20 protein-coding genes are annotated in these 22,201 nt (G+C 37.3%); 8 read left to right on the top strand and 12 right to left on the bottom strand.

All coding sequences use genetic code 11. The features are described from left to right. Positions 1-5 precede the first annotated feature (5 nt). The 6 genes from astD to SOI76_RS01890 form a co-directional block, all read right to left on the bottom strand. A complete protein-coding gene (gene astD / locus SOI76_RS01915; RefSeq protein ID WP_104079773.1) occupies positions 6-1,475 on the bottom strand; it encodes a succinylglutamate-semialdehyde dehydrogenase in 1,470 nt (489 codons plus the stop codon). Continuing rightward, positions 1,475-2,506, bottom strand: coding sequence for an arginine N-succinyltransferase (gene astA, locus SOI76_RS01910; RefSeq protein WP_104079772.1), 1,032 nt, complete (start codon positions 2,504-2,506; stop codon positions 1,475-1,477). The genes astD and astA overlap by 1 nt, the downstream gene beginning before the upstream one ends. Before the next feature lie 18 nt (positions 2,507-2,524). Continuing rightward, positions 2,525-3,739: an aspartate aminotransferase family protein gene (gene astC, locus SOI76_RS01905; RefSeq protein ID WP_005078409.1), complete on the bottom strand. Its 1,215-nt coding sequence runs from the start codon at positions 3,737-3,739 to the stop codon at positions 2,525-2,527. 135 nt (positions 3,740-3,874) lie between these two features. After that, positions 3,875-5,146, bottom strand: a complete 1,272-nt coding sequence (locus tag SOI76_RS01900) for a Glu/Leu/Phe/Val family dehydrogenase (protein ID WP_032054674.1) — start codon at positions 5,144-5,146, stop codon at positions 3,875-3,877. Positions 5,147-6,179: 1,033 nt separating this feature from the next. Then, positions 6,180-7,613 carry an amino acid permease gene (locus SOI76_RS01895; RefSeq protein ID WP_104079771.1) on the bottom strand — a complete coding sequence of 478 codons (1,434 nt, stop codon included), beginning with the start codon at positions 7,611-7,613 and terminating at the stop codon, positions 6,180-6,182. Positions 7,614-8,026: 413 nt separating this feature from the next. Further along, positions 8,027-9,304 (bottom strand): hypothetical protein, encoded by a 1,278-nt coding sequence (locus SOI76_RS01890; RefSeq protein WP_104079770.1) that lies wholly within the window; start codon positions 9,302-9,304, stop codon positions 8,027-8,029. Between the two features lie 127 nt (positions 9,305-9,431). Between SOI76_RS01890 and SOI76_RS01885 the strand changes: the two genes are divergently transcribed. Both SOI76_RS01885 and SOI76_RS01880 read left to right on the top strand, forming a co-directional pair. After that, positions 9,432-10,220, top strand: a complete 789-nt coding sequence (locus SOI76_RS01885; protein WP_104079769.1) for a class I SAM-dependent methyltransferase — start codon at positions 9,432-9,434, stop codon at positions 10,218-10,220. A 26-nt stretch (positions 10,221-10,246) separates the two neighbouring features. Beyond that, positions 10,247-10,777: a hypothetical protein gene (locus SOI76_RS01880; protein ID WP_104079768.1), complete on the top strand. Its 531-nt coding sequence runs from the start codon at positions 10,247-10,249 to the stop codon at positions 10,775-10,777. A gap of 52 nt (positions 10,778-10,829) precedes the next feature. On the opposite strand, the gene SOI76_RS01875 is transcribed toward SOI76_RS01880, so the two are convergent. Both SOI76_RS01875 and SOI76_RS01870 read right to left on the bottom strand, forming a co-directional pair. Then, positions 10,830-11,393, bottom strand: a complete 564-nt coding sequence (locus tag SOI76_RS01875; protein WP_104079767.1) for a hypothetical protein — start codon at positions 11,391-11,393, stop codon at positions 10,830-10,832. 138 nt (positions 11,394-11,531) lie between these two features. Continuing rightward, positions 11,532-11,999, bottom strand: coding sequence for a Holliday junction resolvase-like protein (locus SOI76_RS01870; RefSeq protein WP_104079766.1), 468 nt, complete (start codon positions 11,997-11,999; stop codon positions 11,532-11,534). 158 nt (positions 12,000-12,157) lie between these two features. On the opposite strand from SOI76_RS01870, the gene parA reads away from it, so the two are divergent. From parA to yccS, 4 genes are all read left to right on the top strand, one after another. After that, a complete protein-coding gene (gene parA, locus SOI76_RS01865; protein WP_104079765.1) occupies positions 12,158-12,802 on the top strand; it encodes a ParA family protein in 645 nt (214 codons plus the stop codon). A 123-nt stretch (positions 12,803-12,925) separates the two neighbouring features. Continuing rightward, positions 12,926-14,044: an AI-2E family transporter gene (locus tag SOI76_RS01860; RefSeq protein WP_104079764.1), complete on the top strand. Its 1,119-nt coding sequence runs from the start codon at positions 12,926-12,928 to the stop codon at positions 14,042-14,044. Between the two features lie 125 nt (positions 14,045-14,169). Next, entirely contained in the window at positions 14,170-14,739 is a 570-nt protein-coding gene (gene sodC, locus SOI76_RS01855; RefSeq protein WP_079284299.1) for a superoxide dismutase family protein, read from the top strand. A 203-nt stretch (positions 14,740-14,942) separates the two neighbouring features. Further along, positions 14,943-17,093: a YccS family putative transporter gene (gene yccS / locus SOI76_RS01850; protein WP_104079763.1), complete on the top strand. Its 2,151-nt coding sequence runs from the start codon at positions 14,943-14,945 to the stop codon at positions 17,091-17,093. A gap of 41 nt (positions 17,094-17,134) precedes the next feature. Here the strand turns inward: yccS and cmr are convergent, their stop codons facing one another. Both cmr and SOI76_RS01840 read right to left on the bottom strand, forming a co-directional pair. Then, complete coding sequence (gene cmr, locus SOI76_RS01845; RefSeq protein WP_104079762.1) at positions 17,135-18,364, bottom strand: MFS transporter; 1,230 nt, start codon at positions 18,362-18,364, stop codon at positions 17,135-17,137. A gap of 372 nt (positions 18,365-18,736) precedes the next feature. Further along, positions 18,737-19,105: a hypothetical protein gene (locus SOI76_RS01840; RefSeq protein WP_014207798.1), complete on the bottom strand. Its 369-nt coding sequence runs from the start codon at positions 19,103-19,105 to the stop codon at positions 18,737-18,739. 237 nt (positions 19,106-19,342) lie between these two features. On the opposite strand from SOI76_RS01840, the gene mdaB reads away from it, so the two are divergent. Then, positions 19,343-19,930: an NAD(P)H-dependent oxidoreductase gene (gene mdaB / locus SOI76_RS01835; RefSeq protein ID WP_014207799.1), complete on the top strand. Its 588-nt coding sequence runs from the start codon at positions 19,343-19,345 to the stop codon at positions 19,928-19,930. A gap of 13 nt (positions 19,931-19,943) precedes the next feature. Further along, entirely contained in the window at positions 19,944-20,258 is a 315-nt protein-coding gene (locus tag SOI76_RS01830) for a putative quinol monooxygenase (RefSeq protein WP_104079761.1), read from the top strand. A 46-nt stretch (positions 20,259-20,304) separates the two neighbouring features. Here SOI76_RS01830 and SOI76_RS01825 read toward each other — a convergent pair whose 3' ends face one another. Both SOI76_RS01825 and SOI76_RS01820 read right to left on the bottom strand, forming a co-directional pair. Next, the gene (locus SOI76_RS01825; RefSeq protein WP_017400479.1) at positions 20,305-20,673 is read right to left on the bottom strand and encodes a hypothetical protein; all 369 of its coding nucleotides are present in this window, start codon (positions 20,671-20,673) and stop codon (positions 20,305-20,307) included. A 95-nt stretch (positions 20,674-20,768) separates the two neighbouring features. Continuing rightward, positions 20,769-22,178, bottom strand: a complete 1,410-nt coding sequence (locus tag SOI76_RS01820) for an FAD-binding oxidoreductase (RefSeq protein WP_104079760.1) — start codon at positions 22,176-22,178, stop codon at positions 20,769-20,771. Positions 22,179-22,201 lie beyond the last annotated feature (23 nt).

Genomic DNA, 22,201 nt, shown 5'->3' with positions numbered 1-22,201 from the left:
AGTGTTTAAGGCAACACAATCCCTGGAGATAATTTTTCTGGTAAGGTTAAGCTGTCACTTTCAAGTGATGCCATTGGCCAAGCACAATAATCAGCTGCATAAAAAGCACTCGCGCGGTGATTACCTGACGCTCCTACACCACCAAATGGCGCGGCACTTGAAGCCCCAGTTAATGGCTTATTCCAATTCACAATACCGGCACGTGCTTCAATGAGTAAGTCATCAAACAGTTCACGTTTTGGTGAAACCAAACCAACTGACAAGCCAAAACGAGTTGCGTTAGCAATTTTTAATGCTTCATCAAAGTTGTCATAACGTTGAATGGTGGTAAGCGGACCAAAATATTCTTCATCTGGAATATCTTTCACGCCTGTGACATCAACAATACCCGGAGTAAGTAACGAGCTGTCTTCTTGAGGACGTGTCATGGCTAATAAACTTTTTGCACCCAGCTCAAGTAACTTTTGCTGAGCATTCATCATGTTTGTTGCAGCAACTGACGAGATTACCCCACCCATAAATGGTTGTTGCTCGTCATTCCAACGGCCAACTTTTAGGTTTTTAGCAACTTCAACAAAACGTTGAATAAATGCATCACCTTCAGCACCATTTTTTACCAAGATGCGGCGCGCACATGTACAACGCTGACCTGCCGAAACAAAAGCAGATTGAATAGCAAGATTAACTACTGCATCGACATCAACAATTTCATCAATAATCAATGCATTATTGCCGCCCATTTCAAGCGCAAGAATTTTTTCAGGTGCACCTGCCATTTGCTTATGCAAGTGATAACCCGTGTTTGCACTTCCGGTAAACAATAAACCATCAATTTCATGTGAAGCAGCTAATGCTTCACCCGTGGTGCGTCCACCTTGAACCAAATTCATCACACCATTTGGCAGACCAGCTTGTTGCCAAAGTTTTACAGTTTCTTCAGCAGTCCAAGGCGTTAATTCACTTGGTTTAAATACAACTGTGTTGCCAGCAAGCAATGCAGGAACAATATGCCCATTTGGTAGATGGCCTGGGAAGTTATATGGACCGAAAACTGCAAGCACACCATGTGGACGGTGACGTAAAGAGGCTACGCCATCGGCCATTTCAGTTGAGCTTTCACCTGTACGCTGATGATAAGCACGGATTGAAATCGCAACTTTGCCAATCATTGATTGAACTTCAGTTAACGTTTCCCAGAATGGCTTACTGGTTTCTTGGCTAATGACTTCTGCTAAATGCTTTTTATTTTCTTCAAGCAAAGCGGCAAATTTTTCAACAATCGCTACACGCTCTGCAAGTGGTAAACGCGCCCAAGCTGGAAAAGCAGTACGCGCTGCCTGACAAGCTTGTTCTACATCAGTAGCAGTAGCCTCGGCACCTGACCATACAGTTTGGTTATCAACAGGATTTGTTTTTTCAAATGTTGCGCCGCTGCCTTGTAACCAGACACCGTTTATAAATAAAGATTTTGACATCAGGATACTTCCATTGGATTTAGTGATAACACACGAACAACGTGACCTTCTTGTACACCGAGTTTTTCAACTTGTTCATGCGTTAAATTTATTGTGTTATCAACAAGATCAAGCTTTAACAACATTGCCTTATAGTCATGATAATTATCATTGGCAATGAGATATTGGGTCTTACCGACCACAGCTTCACTTGTAATTTTGACGTTTAGTAACTGACTTTCTTTTACTGCTCGCAATTCATCAATATTGGCTTCAATGGTTGGACCAGCATCAAAAATATCGACATATCCTTGATAGCGTAAGCCTTCCGACTCAAGCACATGATAAGCAGGCAAAGTTTGTGGATGCATTTTTCCAATCACCTCTTGCGCATCTTTTGGCAAGAGATCTACATAGACTGGGAAACGTGGCATAAGCTCTGCAATAAACACTTTTTGCCCAATTCCACTTAAATAATCTGCTGTTGAAAAATCCATATTAAAGAAATGGTGACCAATCGCATCCCAAAATGGAGAACATCCATTTTCGTCTGAGAAACCACGCATTTCAGCAATTAACTTTTTCTCGAAATATTGCTTAAAGGCAGCGATAAACATAAAACGGATTTTCGATAAGAATTTACCGTTTTGGTTTTCACGACGCTCTGGATCTAAAAATAGTGTACAGAGTTCGCTACTACCTGTTCTGTCATTACTTAAAAATAAAGTAGGTAATGACTTATAGACATTTAATGCTTTTGAAGCGTGTACTTGAGTACCAACATGAAAGTTGTACCAAGGTTCAATGAGCCCTACAGCAACTTCGATTGCACTTAACCCAATAACACGTTGAGCTTCTGTATCTTCAAGAACAAACAAATAACCTTGTTCACTTTTATGGACATTGCCATTTAAAGTATTGCGAGTACGTGAAATTCGAGCCGAAAGTGTATCCATATTTTGTGGCAAGGAAGTCAGGCCTACACCTGACTTACCTGCTAATTTATAAATATCTTCGAGGTCTCGAAACTCGGCATGACGGACGATCATCATGGCTAGCTTTCCTTTTTTTTATTTAGCCAACTTTGCCAATGCGCGTTTTAAACGAGCAATTCCCTCATCAATATCTTGTTCAGGAATAATTAGAGACGGTGTAAAACGAACCACGTTTGGTCCCGCGATTAAAGCAAGCAAACCTTCTTCGCCCGCCCAAGTCGTAATGTCTTTCGCTTTCCCTGCATACTCAGCTTTTAATACGCAACCAATGAGTAAGCCTTGACCACGAATTTCTTCAAAAATCGGGTATTCAGTATTTAATTTATTTAATGCGTCTAGGAAATATTGATGACGATGTTTTACACCTTCAAGTACTTCAGGCGTATTAATAAACTCAAATACTGCACCAGCAACCGCACTTGCTAACGGGTTCCCACCATAAGTCGTACCATGTGTACCCACTGAAAAATGTGGAGCAAACTTATCGGTTGTTAACATTGCGCCGACTGGGAAACCACCACCTAGTGCTTTTGCAGTGGTTAATACATCTGGAATAACGCCAGAGTTCATGTAGGCATATAGTGCACCTGTACGGCCAACACCAGTTTGTACTTCATCAAAAATAAGTAAGGCACCAAACTCATCACACAGTGCTCTTAAGCCTTTTAAAAATTCGATGTCAGCAGGAATAACACCGCCTTCACCTTGGATCGGCTCAACAATCACGGCACAAGTTTGTTCATTAATGACCGCTTTGGCAGCTTCTAAATCATTAAAGGCAACATGGTTGATACCATTTGGAAGTGGTGCAAAGTCTTGTGAATATTTAGGTTGACCACCCGCTGAAACGGTAAATAAGGTACGGCCGTGGAACGCATTGTTAAATGCAACGATACCGCTTTTACCAGCAACGCCGCTGTCGAGTCCAACTTTACGAGCCAATTTTAATGCGGCTTCGTTCGCTTCTGCACCTGAGTTACAGAAGAATACTTTATCTGCAAATGTATTTTCAGTGAGTTGTTTAGCAAGGCGTAGAACAGGTTCATTTGTATAACCGTTACCAACGTGCCAAAGTTTTGTTGCTTGTTCTGTTAAAGCATTTACTGCCACTGGATGCGCATGACCTAATGCGTTTACTGCAATCCCGCCTGCAAAATCGATATATTCTTTATTTTCTTGATCCCAAATACGTGAACCTTCACCACGTACCGGAATGAAATTTGCCGGTGCAAAAACTGGAACCATCCAGTCATTAAAGTTGCTTCGAGTTACAGAAATTGGCTGTTCCATGCTTACCTCAGTATTTATTTAATATATTCGATAACACTTAAATTTGAATAATTCAGAAAAAGGGACTGAACAAATAAATCCTATAACATCCTTTATATTTGCTCAGACCACTTTTTCTAATGTAATTTCCGCAGATTAGCCTGGGAAAATACCGCGCTCTTTACGAGCTTTTAAGATACGCTCACATGCCAAGATGTAAGCTGCTGTACGTAAAGTACAAGCGTTGCTGTTTGCTGTATTCCAAACGTCATCCATAGCTTGAACCATCAATTTATCTAAACGCTCATTGATTTCTTCTTCAGTCCAGAAGTAGCTCGCCATGTCTTGAACCCATTCGAAGTAACTTACAGTTACACCGCCGGCGTTACATACCACGTCAGGAACGACAACAATGCCACGCTCAACTAAAACGTCTTCCGCTTTAGGATAAGTCGGGCCGTTTGCACCTTCTAAAATCAACTTAGCTTTAAGTTTTTGGGCGCGTTCAACAGTGATTTGGCCTTCCAATGCAGCAGGAACAATAATGTCAACTTCAGCTGTCCAGAAATCTTCGTCAGCAATTGATTGAGCACCAGCAAAACCACCAACACCTTGGTTTGCATTTACGTGATCACGTAATGCTTCAAGATCAATACCATCAGCATTGAAAATGGTGCCAGTATGGTCTTGTACGTGTGTAACTTTCGCTTTTGATTCAACAAATAAGAAAGCTGCTTCACTACCTACGTTACCAAAACCTTGAATAGCGATTTTCGCACCTTCAATTGGTAAATTGATTTTTGCAGCTACTTCACGACCTGTAACGAATACACCGCGACCAGTCGCTTTTACACGACCTAAAGAACCACCTAAGTGAACTGGTTTACCCGTTACAACACCTGTTACTGTGTAACCTTGGCTAGTAGAATAAGTATCCATCATCCAACCCATGATATTGGCATTCGTACCAACGTCTGGAGCTGGGATATCTTTTTGAGGCCCGATAATGTGACCGATTTCAGTCGTATAACGGCGAGTTAAACGTTCTAATTCACGATTTGAAAGTTTACGTGGGTCAACACGGATACCACCTTTTGCACCGCCAAATGGCAAGTTCAAAACAGCAGTTTTAATTGTCATCCATGCAGATAACGCCATCACTTCATTTAAATCAACGTTTGGATGGTAACGTACACCACCTTTACCAGGACCACGAGACAAGTTGTGTTGTACACGGTAGCCTTCAAAGTGCTGAATAGAACCGTCATCCATTACGATTGGCACGTCAACAATAAGCGCACGCTTTGGACGTTTTAATGTATCGATAAACTCAGCTAAGTGGTCTAAGTACGGAGCAACACGGTCAATTTGTGCCAAGTAAGTTTGCCATGCATCGCTATGTTCGTTTACGTATGAAAGATCTGACATCTTTTTTCCTATATACCTTCATAGACTCAGATTTGATAAATCTGTAGTCTTTATTATTCAGCAACCAAAACCTTGCAATAACAAAGTCTTAGTTTATTTACTAAACCTTCTGCTCTTCTAAAGCATTAGGTTTTTTAAATTCCATTTGTTGATACTAAAAGTATGATCTACTTTTATATATCGATATCTTTTACAAGCTTTCTTTCATTTAACTTACTGTTTATAAAGCTATCTTTATAAAAGCAAAGTTTAACCACAACCCACTTAATCCAGTCGGCTGAAATATAAATATAAAAGAAATGACATAACCGTTTGGGAGTTAAAAAGAACGATGATTTATAAGAAAATCATGTGTCCATAAAAATTATTTTGACTAATCGATAGATCCCTCCATTAGTCTTTTTAAAAATAAACATTGTTCAATAATGCTACAGATTAATTATCTCTACAGATACCGCTTAAAATTAAACCGGAACATAGCTATAAAATCTTCCATCAAATATAGCATAGAGCGTACTCATTTAGAACATTTTAAAATAAATAAGCAGAGAAAAAATAATCAAATCACCATGATAGTTATAATAAAAAAACAACAAATATTAAAAAAACCTCAACTTTAATAAAAATTTTTTATAGAAAATAAATATCCATAAATAAAAAAAATGTATTAAATTTAAATTATAAAGAACAATAACTTAAAAATTAAATACTCATAAAAACTTATCAAAAAATTATGCGTTCTTCACATTAAATCCATATTAAATTCATTTCCAATTCATATTCCATAAAACCCTAAATTTCTTATTATTAAATAATCAGATGAAACATAGACTTAATCAAATATTAATAATAAATAAATATTAATAAGAATCCGATAAATGGTAATTTTATAAAACAATATTTGTTTCTATGATTAAAATTAAAAAAACATTTTTAAAAAAAATATATAAATTTTACTTTTAGAGTTTCTTCTCATCCATAAAAAAGGCCCCATATGGGACCTCTAAAACTACATTTCTGTATGCTTACAAACTTAGCTCTGCACTTCATCTTTGTTTCGATAAAAAATGAAATAACTTAGATAACAGAGAAGAATAAAAATAATGCAACAGATAAAACCAACTTGCATAGAGGGATCAAACACCATACTGATACAAGTAACGATACAGAACAGTCCACCTACAATTGGAGTAAGAGGGAAAAGAGGCGCCGCGAAACGTAAGTCTTTTGCTGTTTTGCCTGACTTATACCACTGTCTACGGAAGTTAAATTGTGAAACACAAATTGCAATCCAAACCACAACCATTGTAAAAGCTGCAACACCCAACAAATTCTTAAAAATTGTTTCTGGTGCAAATTGTTCTGAAAGCAACCCCGGAATTGCACCAAACATAGTTACAGTAATGGCAACAATAGGTGTTCCAGAAGGAGTTAATTTAGAAAATATTTTTGGTAATTGATTTTTCGCCGAAAGTGACCACATCATGCGTGAAGCAGCAAACAAACCAGAATTTGCAGCAGATAGTAAAGCTGTAATAATTACAAAGCGGATAATATCTTCTGCATATGGAATACCAATATAGTTAAATACCGTCACAAAAGGGCTATTACTTACTTCATTCGCGCTAAGTCCTGCGAGTTGATACGGTAGTAATGAACTAATCACTACAATTGTACCCACAAAGAAAATTAATAGTCGCCAAATAGCCGCGTTGATTGCTTTAGGAACTGTCTGTGCTGGATTTTCAGCTTCCCCCGCCGCCACTCCAATTAATTCTGTACCAGAAAAAGCAAAGTTAACAATCAGCATAGTCGCAAAAATTGGGAAGAGACCATTTGGAAACCAACCGTGAGCCGTTAGGTTGCTAAATAATGGCGCTGTTTCATGTCCGTGGTAAGGAATAAAACCAAAAATTGCCAGTAAACCTAAACCAATAAAACAGATAATGGTGATAACTTTGACGAGCGCCAACCAAAATTCAGACTCGGCAAATAAGCGGGTGGAACTGATATTAAGAAAGAAAACCAAGGCGCCAAAAAAAAGAGTCCACGCCCATACCGAGGTAGATGGAAACCACTCCTGAACCAGTAAAGCCGCAGCGGTAAACTCAGTTCCTAAAGTTGCAGTCCAAGTTAACCAATAGAGCCAAGTAATCATATAGCCCGTACCTGGACCAATATAACGACGAGCGTATTCCCCAAAAGAACCTGATTCCGGCACATGAACCGCAAGCTCACCAAGGCATAACATCACGGTATAGGCAATTAAACCGCCCAAAAAATAAGAAATAATTGCGCCAATTGGGCCTGCTTGGGAAATTACATCACCAGACCCTAAAAAAAGACCTGTACCTATGGCACCGCCAAGGGAGATCATCACCAAATGTCGAGTACTCATTGCTCGTTTCAAAGGTGCAGAACTTCCATGTTGCGATGCATCATTATTCCGATAATTTAATGATTGCATATAAAAAACTGTAACGACAATTTAGTAAAAAATCATTTTAGGAGAAAAAAATAAATATGCAATTATCTTTGAATAGTGAACTTATTTTAACCAAGCTCTTCAGGTAAAAATAAAATATATAGTAAAAACATTTAGTTATATTTTTTTGTAGCTATAACTGTATTTTAATTAATCTTACATTATTTCTATAATTTATATATTAGAAAAACCCATTTATTTTTAAATATAATATTTATATACATTACTAGTTATGCCTACTTTAAATACAGTAGATCACCATATAATAAACCTACTATTTATTTAAATAATGAATTTTAAAATAATATACAAATAAGTTTATAAAAAAATATTTTTTAAGCAAAAAATAAAGCCCAAACCTAAAGGTCTGAGCTTTATTTAAACACTATAAAGTTTTAATAGCTGATGGTAGTCAACTGTTCTGTAGGTTGAATTGAACCTTCCGTAAATTCACACAGCCCTTGTTCATCACAAGATAAATTCAGTTGCTTATAGCTAATCGCAAAGCAGTCGGAATATTTTTTGATTACAAATGGGCTCATATCAGATGATAAAGGCTCTTCACTCTTGAACAATTTAATAACCTTACGATCATTCATCGCTAACAAATAAATTTCATTATTTAATTCAATATGCACTACACCAGTTTGCTCAGCCACAATTGGAACCAAATAAGATTTATTTGCCAGTAGAGTGTCTACCGTGTAACTTTCAAATTTTGAGTTGATGAGGTTGAATACCAAAATTAAACCAAAGCTATTCTGCAAGCCTTCTTTATAATTTGCATCTTCTTGAATTCGAAGCACTTTAATACCAAGCTTTTGAAAGTCTAACTCAGTTGCTTGATTTGTTTTTATCAGACTACGTGTAATAGCCTGTTTAAGTGGGTTATCAAAATAACGTTCATCTAGCTGAAAATCATTTTGACGTAATATTTTTAACAGCATGTCATCATGATGAGTAAGAACATGCGCAAGTACATTACGGAAGTAAAACTTACTTTGTTTTTTGACCTTACGAACTTGCTGATAAAAATAGATTTCATCGAAATCATGTTCAATAAAATCATGTAATAAACTTGAACTAGCCAATACAGACAATGCTTCATGACCAGTAAATGGCAAATGAATCGTATGTAAGCTTGGTAACAGCTCTTTTATTTTTAAGTAATGTTCGCGGTCAATCGAAAAATATGGGTCATAAACAATAACGTATTCACGCGCTGCGTCGACATCTTGCGGCTGAATCTGCATGTCTTTATTTGCAATAGCATCAAAAAACTCAGCGTAGCGTCGGTCTTCAACATGCTCTGGGTCAATTGAATATTGAGGCACAAATGCAATCACACGGTTCATATTCAATAAATTAGAATATTTGATTGCCGCATAGCCGCCCATTGAACCGCCATAACCCACAATATTTTTAAAGCCTTTTAGAATAGGCGAAATTGCTTTTGCCAGCTCAATCATGCTTGCTTGAGGAAACCATGATTTTTGTTTTGGCATTACCCCAATAACATTATATTGGTATTTAATTAGAGACTTTTCAGCATTGATAGATAAGCCACTCGCTCGGGTAATCAAATCGCCAAAAGAGAGAACTAATGTATTAGAATCGCCTGGTAAAAAAATGGCTCTAATGTGTTCGTCTTCAAAAATAATTTGCTTATCCATGCTCACACCGAAAGAAAATTTACTCCCACATACAACGTCAAAAATGAAACAAAATAGGTGTTTTGCCAATTTATGATTGCGGAGTATCTTATTTTATAGATGCCAGTCAGATTAAAAAGCGCAAAATATGACACAATCCTTACATCCTGCCGCTCAAAAAGGCTTCAGCTTAGCTGCTGAACTTTATCAGCAAGTTAGACCTAATTATCCCGCAGAAATAGTAAGTTGGCTGCAAAATTGCCTACAAATACAGGAAAACTATACTGTTATTGATCTTGGATCGGGTACTGGCAAATTCTTACCCTACTTAAAACAAACACATGCAGATGTTATTGCAGTTGAGCCAATTGGCGAGATGTTACAGCAGCTCCAACAAGTTTATCCTGATATCAAAACATTACAGGCTTTTAGCCATTCAATTCCTGTAGCAGACCATATAGTTGATGCCATTATTTGTGCGCAATCTTTTCACTGGTTTGACAACCTCGATACCCTAACAGAAATGCATAGAGTATTAAAACCAGAAGGACATTTAGGGCTCGTTTGGAATCAACGCGACGAACGTACAGATTGGGTCAAGGCTTTAGCTGACTTCCTACTTCCACTTGAAGGTGACACACCTCGTTATCATAGTGAAAAGTGGGAACGCGTATTTGAACAGCAAGATTTATTCGTATTTGATAGCCTACAAACATTCACACAGTCACAACACGGTTCTGTCGAACAAGTCGTGAGTAAACGTTTACTCTCTACCAGTTTTATTGCTGCAATGACTGAAAAAGATCAATTACAACTCAAAGCACAGTTTGAAAAAATTGTTTATGATTTTACGGGATTAGGTCCTCAAGATCAGATTGATTTTCCATATATTACGTATGCATATCACTTTCAGAAAAGTACGTTACCCATTAAATAATTAGTGAATAGGTTTGGTTGAAAGTTATGAAGAAAACACCTCAAATCATATTAATGTCTTTGCTTTGCTCTAGCCTATTTCTGACTGCTTGTAAAAAAGCGGATGAGCCTGCTAAGACGGAGCAACCTTCTAGCACCTCATCTACCGATCAGGTTTTAGAAAAACTGAATGAAAGACCTGTTAAGACCTTCCCTGCCACTGCTGATGATGCACACGATATTGCGCTGTTAGAGGATTATGACCGTCGCTTTACAGAAATGAGTGACGAGATGGAAAGTGAATTAGCAAAAATGCATGAAGCTGGAACCCTCACTACAGAGTTTGAGCAACAGCGTACTCTCGATAATGTGCGCTCTGCTCTAACCATGTTAAAAGATTTAGATCTAAAAACTGAGCAAGGCCGTTACATTCAGGGTCTATTTTATCAATATTGGGAAAACCAAGAAAAACACTTGAGTGATAAGCAAGCCAATAAAGATGAACAGATCAATGATCTTGCCGACTATTTACAAGCGCAAAATCAATTAAAATATTGGAAAGCATCGCAACAGAAATAAGCAAATTAGTGCCTATAAAAAAGCCTTCAAACTTATGAAGGCTTTTTTCAAATTATATATTTTGCTTTTCAACCCAATGAATTGCCTGAACGCGGAATAACTCACATGCACCATCACCCGTATCAGTCGGCGTAAGTGAAGATTTCCAGACTAAATTTTTGTCCTTAATCTCGACAAGGTCACCCTTTAGATAAACTAAATCACCACGTTTAACCTGATTAATCTGCTGAGCAATTTCAGGATTTGCAGGAATGATGTGCATGTTAGACACCATTTGCATTGCTTGCTCTGCTGGAACAGGTAATTTAGGAATTTTCCAGTTTAAATAACGGTCATATTGTTTCACTGAAATATGACGTGCGATTTCAGGCTGTGCAAACAATCCCCAACTTACGGCATAGTCAATAGGAGAAAATTTAGCTTGTTCATCATTTTGATAAACTTTTGAACCCAAGATTCTGAAATTGCCTTGAAAAGGTTGTAATACAGAAATAGATTGATCTTTTTCTATCGGGCTCAAACCATTGGCAATATTATATTCACTTGAGGTCGATGCAAATGTTGAACTCATACCAATCGCGGCGAGTAAGCCCATCATCAAACGTTGTTTTTTCATCGTGTTACACCTCAAATATTGCTAGATCAAAGTGAATAGATCTTCAATTTATAATAGCTTTAAGCGATGAAAAAAATATCGAAATTTAGTAACAATACAGATCAATTTCGTCTATTTTTGTGCTGAATAAACAGCTTGTTAATCTTCGAAATCTATTCTCAAAGTTTCAAAACGAACCTTGCCTTGTTGAACAGCTTGAGCAATTGCCTGTTGACCTTTCGTAAGTCTAGCTCCACCACTTTTTACATCGAGCAAAATAATATTGATGTCTTCTGCCGTACCATCGCCATCACGAAAATCGGTATATCTATCAAAAATAATATAGTCCACCGGATCGCCCATGAATTTTGCATCGCTTGGTAAATACTGAAATTCAGGCAAAATCGGAGCAAATTGTTCTGCCATTTTTCCTTTCAATACCGCACGACTTGTATTTACACTTCTCTTTTGTGCTTGAGTAAGCGCTTGTTGATGCTCTAGTTCAAGTTCAGCAATATATTGCTCATATTCCGCCTTAATTCGTCCATTACGTGTATTTGATAAAATAAGAGTAGTGATAATGATGCCAATACCAGCACCAATAAGCATGGCAAGCCATACAGACATAAATTTTCCTTAAAAAGCGCGAATTAAGATTACAGATCTAATCATATCTAAAATAACGAAACAGCTTAAACTTTTGTCAAATGTGGTCATCTCCTTCACACAAAAAGATGCTAAGGTATAAAACATAAACAAATGTGCTGCTGAAAATAACTGGATTTATGAAAACGATACTTATTGCAAATCAAAAGGGCGGATGCGGAAAAACCATGACAGCCATTACGTTGGCAACAGCATTGGCACAAAAAGGATATAAAGTAGCATTAGCAGATTCAGATAATCAAAAATCGGCTTTACAGTGGTTAAAACAGCGGCCCAACACGGTCGCAACAATTCAAAGCCTCGACTGGCGTCATGAAAAATCAATTGGTGACGCGCCTAAAAATCTGGATTATTTAATTATTGACGCGCCAGGTGCTCTTTCAGGTGAGCATGCTGAACAGCTCATTAGTGAAGCTCATGCCATTATTACTCCACTTCAGCCTTCATTTTTTGATATAGACAGTACTCGTCGCTTTTTGAAGCACTTACAAGATATTAAGCGTATTCGTAAAGGCAAAGTTCAGATTTTACTTCTTGCAAATCGCGTAAAACCAAACAGTGCCAGCTCAAAAGATATTCAACAGTTTTTTGAAAAAATTGAACAGGAGCCTGTTGCATGGATTGCTGAACGCACTGCATATGGTAGCTTAGCAATGCAAGGCTTAAGCATTTTTGATAAGCCACAAAAAAACTTTATTACGATTCAAAATCAATGGCAACCTGTTCTAAACAAGTTAATTGAAGATAAAGCAGAGTGGTTTTAAAGAAATTTTAGTACTGAAACTGAATGTATAAGGTTCTTTACATTAGGGCCCTAAAATTTGCCTCAGGTTATTTTTCAGTTAAGATGACTTTATTCTATGTAGAAAATTAGAGAAATATTGTTCGTGCATCCATACGCTCCTAATTTACAGCGCGTTTTATTGTTTGGGCTGTTTTTTATTTTAATTTTTTTGGGATTTAATATCCTGAAATATTTTATTGTTCCTGTGCTTTGGGCTGCCATCATCGCTTATATGACTTGGCCTATTTATTTAAGAATTCAACGTTTTTTTGGAGAAAGCCGTAATACTTTAAATGCAACACTCATGATTAGTCTGGTCATTTTGGTTGTGGGTGTTCCTTTTACGTGCGCTATTTTTATTTTGCAGCATGAGGGGCGTAACTTATATTTTGATTTACAACGTCAGGTTTTTTCGGGCCATTTAAGCGTTCCTGATTTTATTCGGGATCTTCCTTTTATAGGAAAAGAAATTTCCCGCACACTCAATGAATTAAATAATGATCCTAATAGCACGATTCAAAATATCGCAGCTTGGGTACAAAGCCATTTAAGTTATGGTCGTGTGCTTCTCGGTGAAATTAGTAAAAATATTGTCAAACTTGGCTTTGCGGTATTTAGCCTATTTTTCTTCTATCGTGATGGGCAACTGATTTTATCTCAGGTGAGTAAAGCTTTAGAAATGGTGATTGGTCCTCGTATTCATCATTATCTTGATACGATTTCTGAGACAACCCGTGCAGTCGTATATGGTGTGGGTTTAACTGCAATTGCTCAAGCTGTTTTAGCTGGTTTAAGTTACTTCGTCGCGGGTGTACCGAACCCTATGGTACTTACTATTGCTACTTTCTTATTGGCTTTAATTCCATTTGGTACTCCAATTTCTTATTTAGGCGTTGGCTTATGGTTGTTCTCTCAAGGACAAACCATGGAAGCAATTGGCGTGGTTGTTTGGGGCGTAGTCATTGTCAGCAGTTCAGATAATGTCATTCGTCCACTTGTGATTTCTGGTGCCACCAAAATTCCATTCTTATTAATTATGTTTGGCGTATTAGGTGGTATTGCGAGTTTCGGTTTAGTCGGTCTATTTATTGGTCCTGTAATTTTGGCTATTTTGCTAGCAATTTGGCGTGAATGGTTACATGAAACGATTGAACCAGAACCTATGCCAAAAACCACCATGATTTATGATTCTGATCATGAATCTTCAACAGATAAAGAGTGATTTATTTATTTAATTTAAAAATGTTTCTAGATACAAATTAACTATTTAAATTAACTTGTAGGTTAACCCTGTGTTTGTTTGAATCAAACGATCATACATATTTATAAGGACATCCAATCATGCAGATGTTTAATAAAATTGGCGCAGTCTGCGCGCTTACGGCTCTTTTTACGGTTGGCTGTAGTTCGGTAACAAAAACTGTATCTGACACAGCTCAAGCATTAACCACAATGCATACAAAAAAAGTGGTTGATGTAAATGAAGTAACCGCTAACGGTATTGGTAAAAAAATAGGTACGGTTAGCTTTCAAGATAGCGACAAAGGTTTAATTATTACCCCTGCTCTTGCTGACTTACCAAGTGGTACTCGTGGTTTCCATATTCATGAAAATGGTTCTTGTGCACCTGCTGTAAAAGATGGAAAACCTGGCGCTGCTTTAGCTGCTGGTAGTCACTATAACCCGAACCAAGCACCTCATCATGGTACACCAACTACAGGCCATCTCGGTGATCTACCTGTTTTAGTTGTCGATAACACAGGTGTTGCAACAACAGCCGTAATCGCACCTCGATTAAAACTTGCTGATATTCAAGGTCGAGCTATTATGATCCATGCGGGTGGTGACAATTACTCAGACTCACCTCAACCTCTTGGCGGTGGCGGAGCACGAATTGCATGTGGTGTAATTAAATAATTTATATATTTTTCAAATTGTGGGTATCTAAAAAGATATCCATAATTTTGTTAATTTATTGATCGTTACAGCTTGGTTTAAGTCTAATAAAATCTTAAAAAATGACTGACTTTTGTAGATAAAAAGAATAATATTTTTGAAGTAATAAAAATTTAAAGTTACATACTGCGTTCTCACGTATTCTCTAATTTAGAACAAAAGCCGTGAATTATCTGACCCAAATATTTAATAGCTTTAAGACAAACTCTATTTTAATTTATTGCCTGCAAATTCTGATTGTACTCACTGGCACAACTTTAGGTTTGCTGTGGCTGGGCTATAATCAACTTATTGTTCCCGTGACCTTAGGTGCAATTGCAGCAGCATTAACAGACTTTGATGATCGTTTAAGTATTCGATTACGCAACTTGGTTTATGTTTGCCTGCTGTTTTTTACAGTCAGTAGTATTCTTGGCTTTTTAGCTCCTTACAAAATTTTCTTTATTTTATATCTCTCTATCTCAAGCGCTTTTTTCATATTACTAGGCGCCTTAGGGCAACGTTATGCCACGATTTCTTTTGGCACGATTCTGCTCTCTATTTATAGTATGTTCGGTTTAAGCGAATATACATATTGGTATCAACAACCTACCTATTTTGTTTATGGTGCTCTGTGGTACGGTTTAACTTCTATTTTATTTTTTATTATTAAACCGACACTTCCCTTACAAGATAAGCTCTCACAAATTTTTAAAGAAATTTCTGTTCTACTACAAGCAAAAGCTCGTTTGTTTGATCCGGACAATAAAGAGAATGTTGAACAGCTTTTATATGAATTATCTCTACAAAATACGCAAGTTGCTCAAAGCCTCAATCAAATACGCAGTTCACTACTTACTCGACTCAAAGCCTCCAGAGTCAGTAATAAAAGCATCTATTGGCTGAACCTATATTTTTTCGCACGAGATATTCACGAGCAAGCCACTTCAAATTATTTACATTACGAACATATTCAACAGAATTTCAGCCGTAGTGATCTTATTTTCCGTTTCCAAAAAAACCTGCGTCTACAAGCACAAGCATGCCAAGACTTAGCTCAATGTATTTTATATAACCAGCCATATCAGCCTTCGCAAGAAAGTCAGAAAGTATTAGGACATTTGGAAAGTTCTTTAAAAGATTGGATACAACAACATCCACAAAATTTTGAAGTTAAAAATTTAAAACTTATTTTTGATAATTTAAAAGGAATGCATGAACAGTTTGAACAACTGCAATATGCCCAACCTATTCCTGAAAATAGCACTCAAACAAGACAAGAACACTTAAATTTACTTGATGACGATATTCAAGGATTTTCAGATCTTATCTTAAAACTTCGGCAACAACTGACGCCACAATCGGCGCTATTTAGACATGCAGTACGAATTGCGGTTGTATTTGCCGCAGGTTATGCCATTTCCCTCTTACCTTTTGCCCAACATGGTTACTGGATTTTGCTCACCAGTTTATTTGTTTGCCAAATTACTTACTTTGCAACCAAAAGTCGTTTAAAGCTTAGAACGATTGGGACTTTACTCGGCGTTTTATTGGGTATTCCCATTTTATATTTTGTTCCTAGTATTGAAGGTCAGCTCATTCTTACCATTATTTGTGGAGTTAGCTTTTTCTACTTACGCCAGAAGAAATATGCCCTAGCAACACTGATGGCAACCTTAATGGTATTGCTCATTTTCAACTTAAAAGGTGCAGGTTACAGTATTATTTTACCTCGCCTAATTGATACCTTATTAGGCTGTTTGATTGCATGGCTTGCCGTAAACTTCATTTGGCCTGATTGGAACTTCCGTAATATTCCAAACAATATTAAGAAAAGTAGCAAAGCCACCTTAGATTATTTCAATGTGATTGTTGAACAATATCAATATGGAAAAAATCAGGATATAGAGTACCGCCGAATTCGTCGTGCTGCACATAATGCTCAAATCGAGCTATCCAACATGATCTCGAGCCTAAGTGCCGAACCAAACCCTGACCCTCAACTCATCCATTATGCTTTTCGTTATCTGGTTTATAGCCACAGCCAACTGAGTTACGTAGCAGCGTTAGGAAGTCAGCGTCAAAAAATTGATGATGAGCAGATTTTGCAATTATTGTTATGCTGCCAGCAAATTATAAGCCAGAGTGTTCTTGAGCAGTCACTTCCCGACCCGAAGCTTATTGAACAAACCTTACAAGAAATTCAAAGCATAACTGCACATGAACACCTTTCCGAAAAATATATATTAGTCTTGAAACAAATCACTTTATTGTTAGAAACTTTGCCTGAACTTTTAACGCTTAAAGGCAAGCTTTTAGAACAAGAAATGATGTAAAACTAAAAAAATACCGGAATATTGATTCCGGTATTTTTAATTTAATCATTTCCTTCGAGCTTTCTTTCTTGCATTTCCTGCTTTAGAGCAATTCGCGGTTGGCTAAACCAAAGAGCAATAAAAGTAAATGCAGATAATGCAAAAGCCCATAAATGAAATTGTGTATAGAGATAACGTACAAGTTCAATCATTGCAAAGAAGCTCATCATCAGTAACATCGAAACTGCTGCTGCAACAGTTCCTTTTGATACCTCAGATGACATGAGTGCAAAGCGATATAAGACTGAAAAGCTAATTCCCTCACCAAAACAGATGAGCGTCATCCCTGTAAGCAAACAAGGTATGAGATAGGTTTGCCACACCACACCTAATACTAAAATGAGTGTCCCAATCAGCATAATAGGCAAACCCATCATGACCGTTCTACCTAAAGCCAGACGATCGATAATTTTAATTAAAACGATGTTACCTACAATCAAACCCAAAAATACAGGGAATTGAGCTAAGCCATATTGCACACTGGTGAGCTTTAACTCATCTACTAAAATGATTGGAGATAAAGCAATCCAGAGCATTAAAGGCATACCCACTAAAGGTAATGCGAGGCTTAAACCTAAAAAACGGCGGTTGGTAAACACCTTCTTAAAATCATCAAAAAGATAACTAAAAGGTTGCTTGGTTACACTGAATTGCTGGCTTGGCATCTGTTTTTTCAACCCGATCCAACTGAGTAATGCTAATACAGCGATGGCGACAAAGCCCCAATGCCAAGACACATAATCAATTAAAAAGGCTCCAAGTACAGGCCCCAACAATGGGGCAAGTAACGAGATATTCGCCATGAGTGCCATAACTTTAATTGCATCACGCTCAGCAAAGCTCTCTTGAATAGCAGCATAACCGACTGCTGAAATGACGGTTAAGCCAATTCCCTGCAAAAATCTTAAAGCTAGAAATTGCTCGATTTGTGTCGTCAGTAAAATTAAAAAACAGCATAGAGCAAAGAATAAAACTCCAGCTAATAGTACTTTTTTACGTCCGAGACGGTCCGACAAAGGACCAAGTAACCATGCAACTGTAGCACCGCCTAATAAATAAAATGACATTGAAGAGGGTGCCCAAGTTGCACTTACACCAAAATCTTCAGTAATTGCCAACATGGCTGGCTGAATCAGGTCATTACCAATATAAACCGCAAATTCAAATAGCACTAAGGCCAAAGGAAACATCAACGTTGTACGGTTCAACGTTGTCGTTTGAATATTTTTCATGAGTTGTACACTTCAAAATAGCGGCCAAAATGTCTCAGTAGCTACATATTGAAATAAATAATGTAGTCATGACGATGACATGTATGGTCAATCAATCTTTAGTTAAGTTGTTATATGCCGTGAGAGTGCATGTTTAGAGTGTGAAACACCGTATTCACGAGGTGTCTAAAACGAGAAAAAATATATGACGTGAGATTCGGTAATTTTTACCAATTGGCACAATTGCCGAGCGCAACAATAGCACTTTTTAAATTGATCAGCAATCATGCAATTTCAAGAAGCTTAAATTTTAGTTTTTTGCACAAAAGGGCATGCAAATTATGGTTGTGCACAAACTTAAAGTTATCCACATATTCGATAAAAAATTAAGCATTATGGGCAAGGATTAACTTGAAAATCTGTAGTTTCCTCTCCTTTTGTACATTGATAGCTTTGCTTTTTATTCACAATTTTCCAGATTTGCTGATCTCGTTTTAATAAATATTCAGTACGTGTTTTCGACACCGCATCTGGACTAGGCTCTGTTTGCAAAATAGTAACTTGAGCATTGGAAGGATCATCCGAAGCATTCATTTGCTGTGAAATATCTAAATTGCTTGCATCATTTAAAAGATCTGGTTGATCGAGTAATACAGCCTGTATAGGACTATCAGCAAGTTGAGCAGAAGAATTTTGAGGTGGAGCACAAGCTGTTAATATGCTTAAGCTGAAAATAATCAACAAACCATTCTTTTTCATCACTCTTCCCCTCTATTTACTCAAAATTAATGCTAAAGATAATAGGCCACTTTTTCCTTTTGAGCTTTGTAAAGAGCTATAAATTTATTGATATTAATGAGATAGATTAATTTTAAATAGAAATCCAATAATAATTATTGATTTTTTATCAACAATATTTTTCCTATTCATGCATTTTTCTACAACAGTAAATCTCATAGAGTATGCGTCAAATACAGGAATTTAATGAGAGCAACCTCCATGAGTAAGATTTTAGTGATTAATGGTGCTAAACAATTTGCCCACTCAAACGGTGAATTAAATGACACATTAACCACCCTAGCAACCACACACCTCACGGAACTCGGCCACGAAGTTCAAGTCACCCGTGCAGACAGCAATTATGACGCTGAAAGTGAAGTTGAAAAATACTTATGGGCAGATGTTGTTATTTATCAAATGCCAGGCTGGTGGATGGGCGCACCTTGGACAGTCAAAAAATACATTGATGATGTCTTTACCACTGGTCATGGTTCACTTTATGCAAGTGATGGGCGTAGCCGTTCTGATGCCTCAAAAAAATATGGTTCAGGTGGTTTAATTCATGACAAAAAATATATGCTGTCATTGACTTGGAATGCTCCAATGGAAGCATTTGAAGATGCAGATCAATTCTTCCACGGCGTAGGTGTAGATGGTGTTTATTTACCATTTCATAAAGCCAATCAGTTCTTAGGCATGAGCACCCTTCCGACATTTATCGTAAATGACGTAATTAAAATGCCTGACGTTGATAGTTATGTTGAAGAATATAAAGCACACTTAAATACTGTATTTGCAGCAGCCTAATAAGGAGAAATCCATGCTAACCATTATTGCGGAAATTCGTACTAAATCGGGTGGACAGCATCGCCAGAACGTATTGGATGCATTTCAAAAAATCATTCCAACTGTTTTAGCAGAAGATGGTTGTCATGGTTATGAGCCTTTAGTTGATCACAAATCAAATGCGAGCTTCCAAACTAAAGAGCCTGACATGATTGTCATGCTAGAAAAATGGGAAAGTGTTACTCATCTTGAAGCGCATTTAGCTACACCGCATATGCAAGCGCATCATGAAGCCGTTAAAGATGATGTAGTTGACGTCAAAATTAAAATTTTAGAAAGCGGCGTATAATTTAGACTATAAAAAAAGACGATATATTTATCGTCTTTTTTTATTTTTAAGAGCAAAGCTGGGTTTGAAAACCTCTAGAGCCTTTCCCTCTCGCGCATTGATAGCTCTTTTGCTTATTTTGCAATTGCCACTTTTCATCAACTAGCTTAAATGAATATTCTGTTCGGATTGCAGAAACAGAATCATCCATTAAACCTGTTTGGATAACGGTAATACGGGAAACTGTTGGAGATTCCACTCGATTAAATACTTGCTGAACTGAGGTATTGTTATGCTCTTTTACGATCTCAGGCTGGGCTTTAAGTACTTGTTGCATCGGGGTTTCAGAACCCACAAAAGGGATTAATTTACTGGTCGTCGCACACCCAGTGAAAAGTCCAGCACAGAGCGCTGAAATTAAAAATAAACGTTGCATTTTTATCACCAAAAAACAAAAGCCATAGCTTTATGATGCTATGGCTTTGTCGGTTACTCTGTAGAAACTATGTAGTCCTACAAAATAGATCTAATTTAAAGATCAAATAATTTACCCGGATTCATAATGCCATTTGGGTCAAATACTTTTTTCAAAGCTTTCATATATTCAATTTCTTCAGGTGAACGTGAATATTCCAAATATGGCTTTTTAGTCATACCTACGCCATGCTCAGCAGAAATTGAACCATCGTATTTTTTCACGGTATCAAACACATATTTATTCACCACCTGACACTTCGCAAAAAACTCATCTTTGGTTAAGTTTTCAGGTTTTAAAATATTTAAGTGTAAGTTACCGTCACCGATATGACCGAACCAGCAAATTTCAAAGTCAGGATAGTTCTCTTGAACAATCGCATCAATCTCACGAATAAATGCAGGTACATGAGTAATTAATACTGAAATATCGTTTTTATATGGAGTGAACGGCGCGATTGATTCAGAAATATCTTCGCGTAAACGCCATAAACTTTCTACTTGGTCAAGGCTCTGGCTCATTACACCATCAAGTACCCAACCCTGCTCCATACAATGCTCGAAGATTTCCATTGCTTTATCGAGAATCGGCTCATATGGCGCTTCAAACTCAAGTAATACATAGAATGGGCATTGAGTTTCAAATGGACGTTGTACATGCCCGTGGTCTAAAACTTTTTGCATTGCAAGTTCACCAAAGAACTCAAATGCAGTTAAGTCGATGTCTTTTTGGAAAGCATGTAACACAGGCATTACTGCATCGAAGTCTGGAACACCTAAAACTAAAACTTGTAAGTTTTGTGGTTGACGCTCAAGTTTAATTTCTGCTTCGGTCACTAAACCTAATGTACCCTCACCACCAATAAACAAATGCTGTAATGCATAACCAGTTGCATTTTTAACCATGCCTTTGTTTAAACGCAGGATGTCACCTTTACCAGTCACTACAGTTAAACCAAGTACCCAGTTACGTGTCATGCCATATTTAATAACTTTAATACCACCAGCATTGGTACCAATATTACCGCCAATCTGGCTAGAACCTGCGGATGCAAAGTCCACTGGATAATACATACCTTGTTCTTCTGCATAATTTTGCAATTGCTCAGTCACAACACCAGCTTGCACTCGAACCATACGATCTGCCGGGAAGAACTCAAGAATTTGGTTCATTTTGTCCATGCTAATGACAATTTCACCATTGGTTGCTACCGCACCAGCAGAGAGACCAGTACGACCACCTGACGGTGTAATCGCAACATTAAACTGGTTCGCAAGCTTTACAACTGCCTGAACTTGTTCTGTCGTTGACGGAAAAACGATGACCGATGGGTTCGGATTAAAATGCTTGGTATGATCTTTACCCCAGTTTTCGAGACTATCAGCATCAGTTTTAATACGGTTTTCACCGACGATTGCTGTTAATTGGGTGAGTAACTCAGGTGTTAAAGCGACTGGAGCATTCATCGTTTGCAGACCTAGCAAGAAGT

The sequence above is a fragment of the Acinetobacter pittii genome, assembly GCF_034064985.1.
Lineage (GTDB): Bacteria > Pseudomonadota > Gammaproteobacteria > Pseudomonadales > Moraxellaceae > Acinetobacter > Acinetobacter pittii_H.
Note: the sequence above shows the minus strand (reverse complement) of the source record. Positions and strands in the feature narration are given on the sequence as shown.

Excerpts from the sequence above, each read along its gene's own strand:
- astD (WP_104079773.1), bottom strand. The coding sequence starts at position 1,475 with ATGTCAAAATCTTTATTTATAAACGGTGTCTGGTTACAAGGCAGCGGC.
- astA (WP_104079772.1), bottom strand. The coding sequence starts at position 2,506 with ATGATGATCGTCCGTCATGCCGAGTTTCGAGACCTCGAAGATATTTAT.
- astC (WP_005078409.1), bottom strand. The coding sequence starts at position 3,739 with ATGGAACAGCCAATTTCTGTAACTCGAAGCAACTTTAATGACTGGATG.
- SOI76_RS01900 (WP_032054674.1), bottom strand. The coding sequence starts at position 5,146 with ATGTCAGATCTTTCATACGTAAACGAACATAGCGATGCATGGCAAACT.
- SOI76_RS01895 (WP_104079771.1), bottom strand. The coding sequence starts at position 7,613 with ATGCAATCATTAAATTATCGGAATAATGATGCATCGCAACATGGAAGT.
- SOI76_RS01890 (WP_104079770.1), bottom strand. The coding sequence starts at position 9,304 with ATGGATAAGCAAATTATTTTTGAAGACGAACACATTAGAGCCATTTTT.
- SOI76_RS01885 (WP_104079769.1), top strand. The coding sequence starts at position 9,432 with ATGACACAATCCTTACATCCTGCCGCTCAAAAAGGCTTCAGCTTAGCT.
- SOI76_RS01880 (WP_104079768.1), top strand. The coding sequence starts at position 10,247 with ATGAAGAAAACACCTCAAATCATATTAATGTCTTTGCTTTGCTCTAGC.
- SOI76_RS01875 (WP_104079767.1), bottom strand. The coding sequence starts at position 11,393 with ATGAAAAAACAACGTTTGATGATGGGCTTACTCGCCGCGATTGGTATG.
- SOI76_RS01870 (WP_104079766.1), bottom strand. The coding sequence starts at position 11,999 with ATGTCTGTATGGCTTGCCATGCTTATTGGTGCTGGTATTGGCATCATT.
- parA (WP_104079765.1), top strand. The coding sequence starts at position 12,158 with ATGAAAACGATACTTATTGCAAATCAAAAGGGCGGATGCGGAAAAACC.
- sodC (WP_079284299.1), top strand. The coding sequence starts at position 14,170 with ATGTTTAATAAAATTGGCGCAGTCTGCGCGCTTACGGCTCTTTTTACG.
- cmr (WP_104079762.1), bottom strand. The coding sequence starts at position 18,364 with ATGAAAAATATTCAAACGACAACGTTGAACCGTACAACGTTGATGTTT.
- mdaB (WP_014207799.1), top strand. The coding sequence starts at position 19,343 with ATGAGTAAGATTTTAGTGATTAATGGTGCTAAACAATTTGCCCACTCA.
- SOI76_RS01830 (WP_104079761.1), top strand. The coding sequence starts at position 19,944 with ATGCTAACCATTATTGCGGAAATTCGTACTAAATCGGGTGGACAGCAT.
- SOI76_RS01825 (WP_017400479.1), bottom strand. The coding sequence starts at position 20,673 with ATGCAACGTTTATTTTTAATTTCAGCGCTCTGTGCTGGACTTTTCACT.
- SOI76_RS01820 (WP_104079760.1), bottom strand. The coding sequence starts at position 22,178 with ATGAATGCTCCAGTCGCTTTAACACCTGAGTTACTCACCCAATTAACA.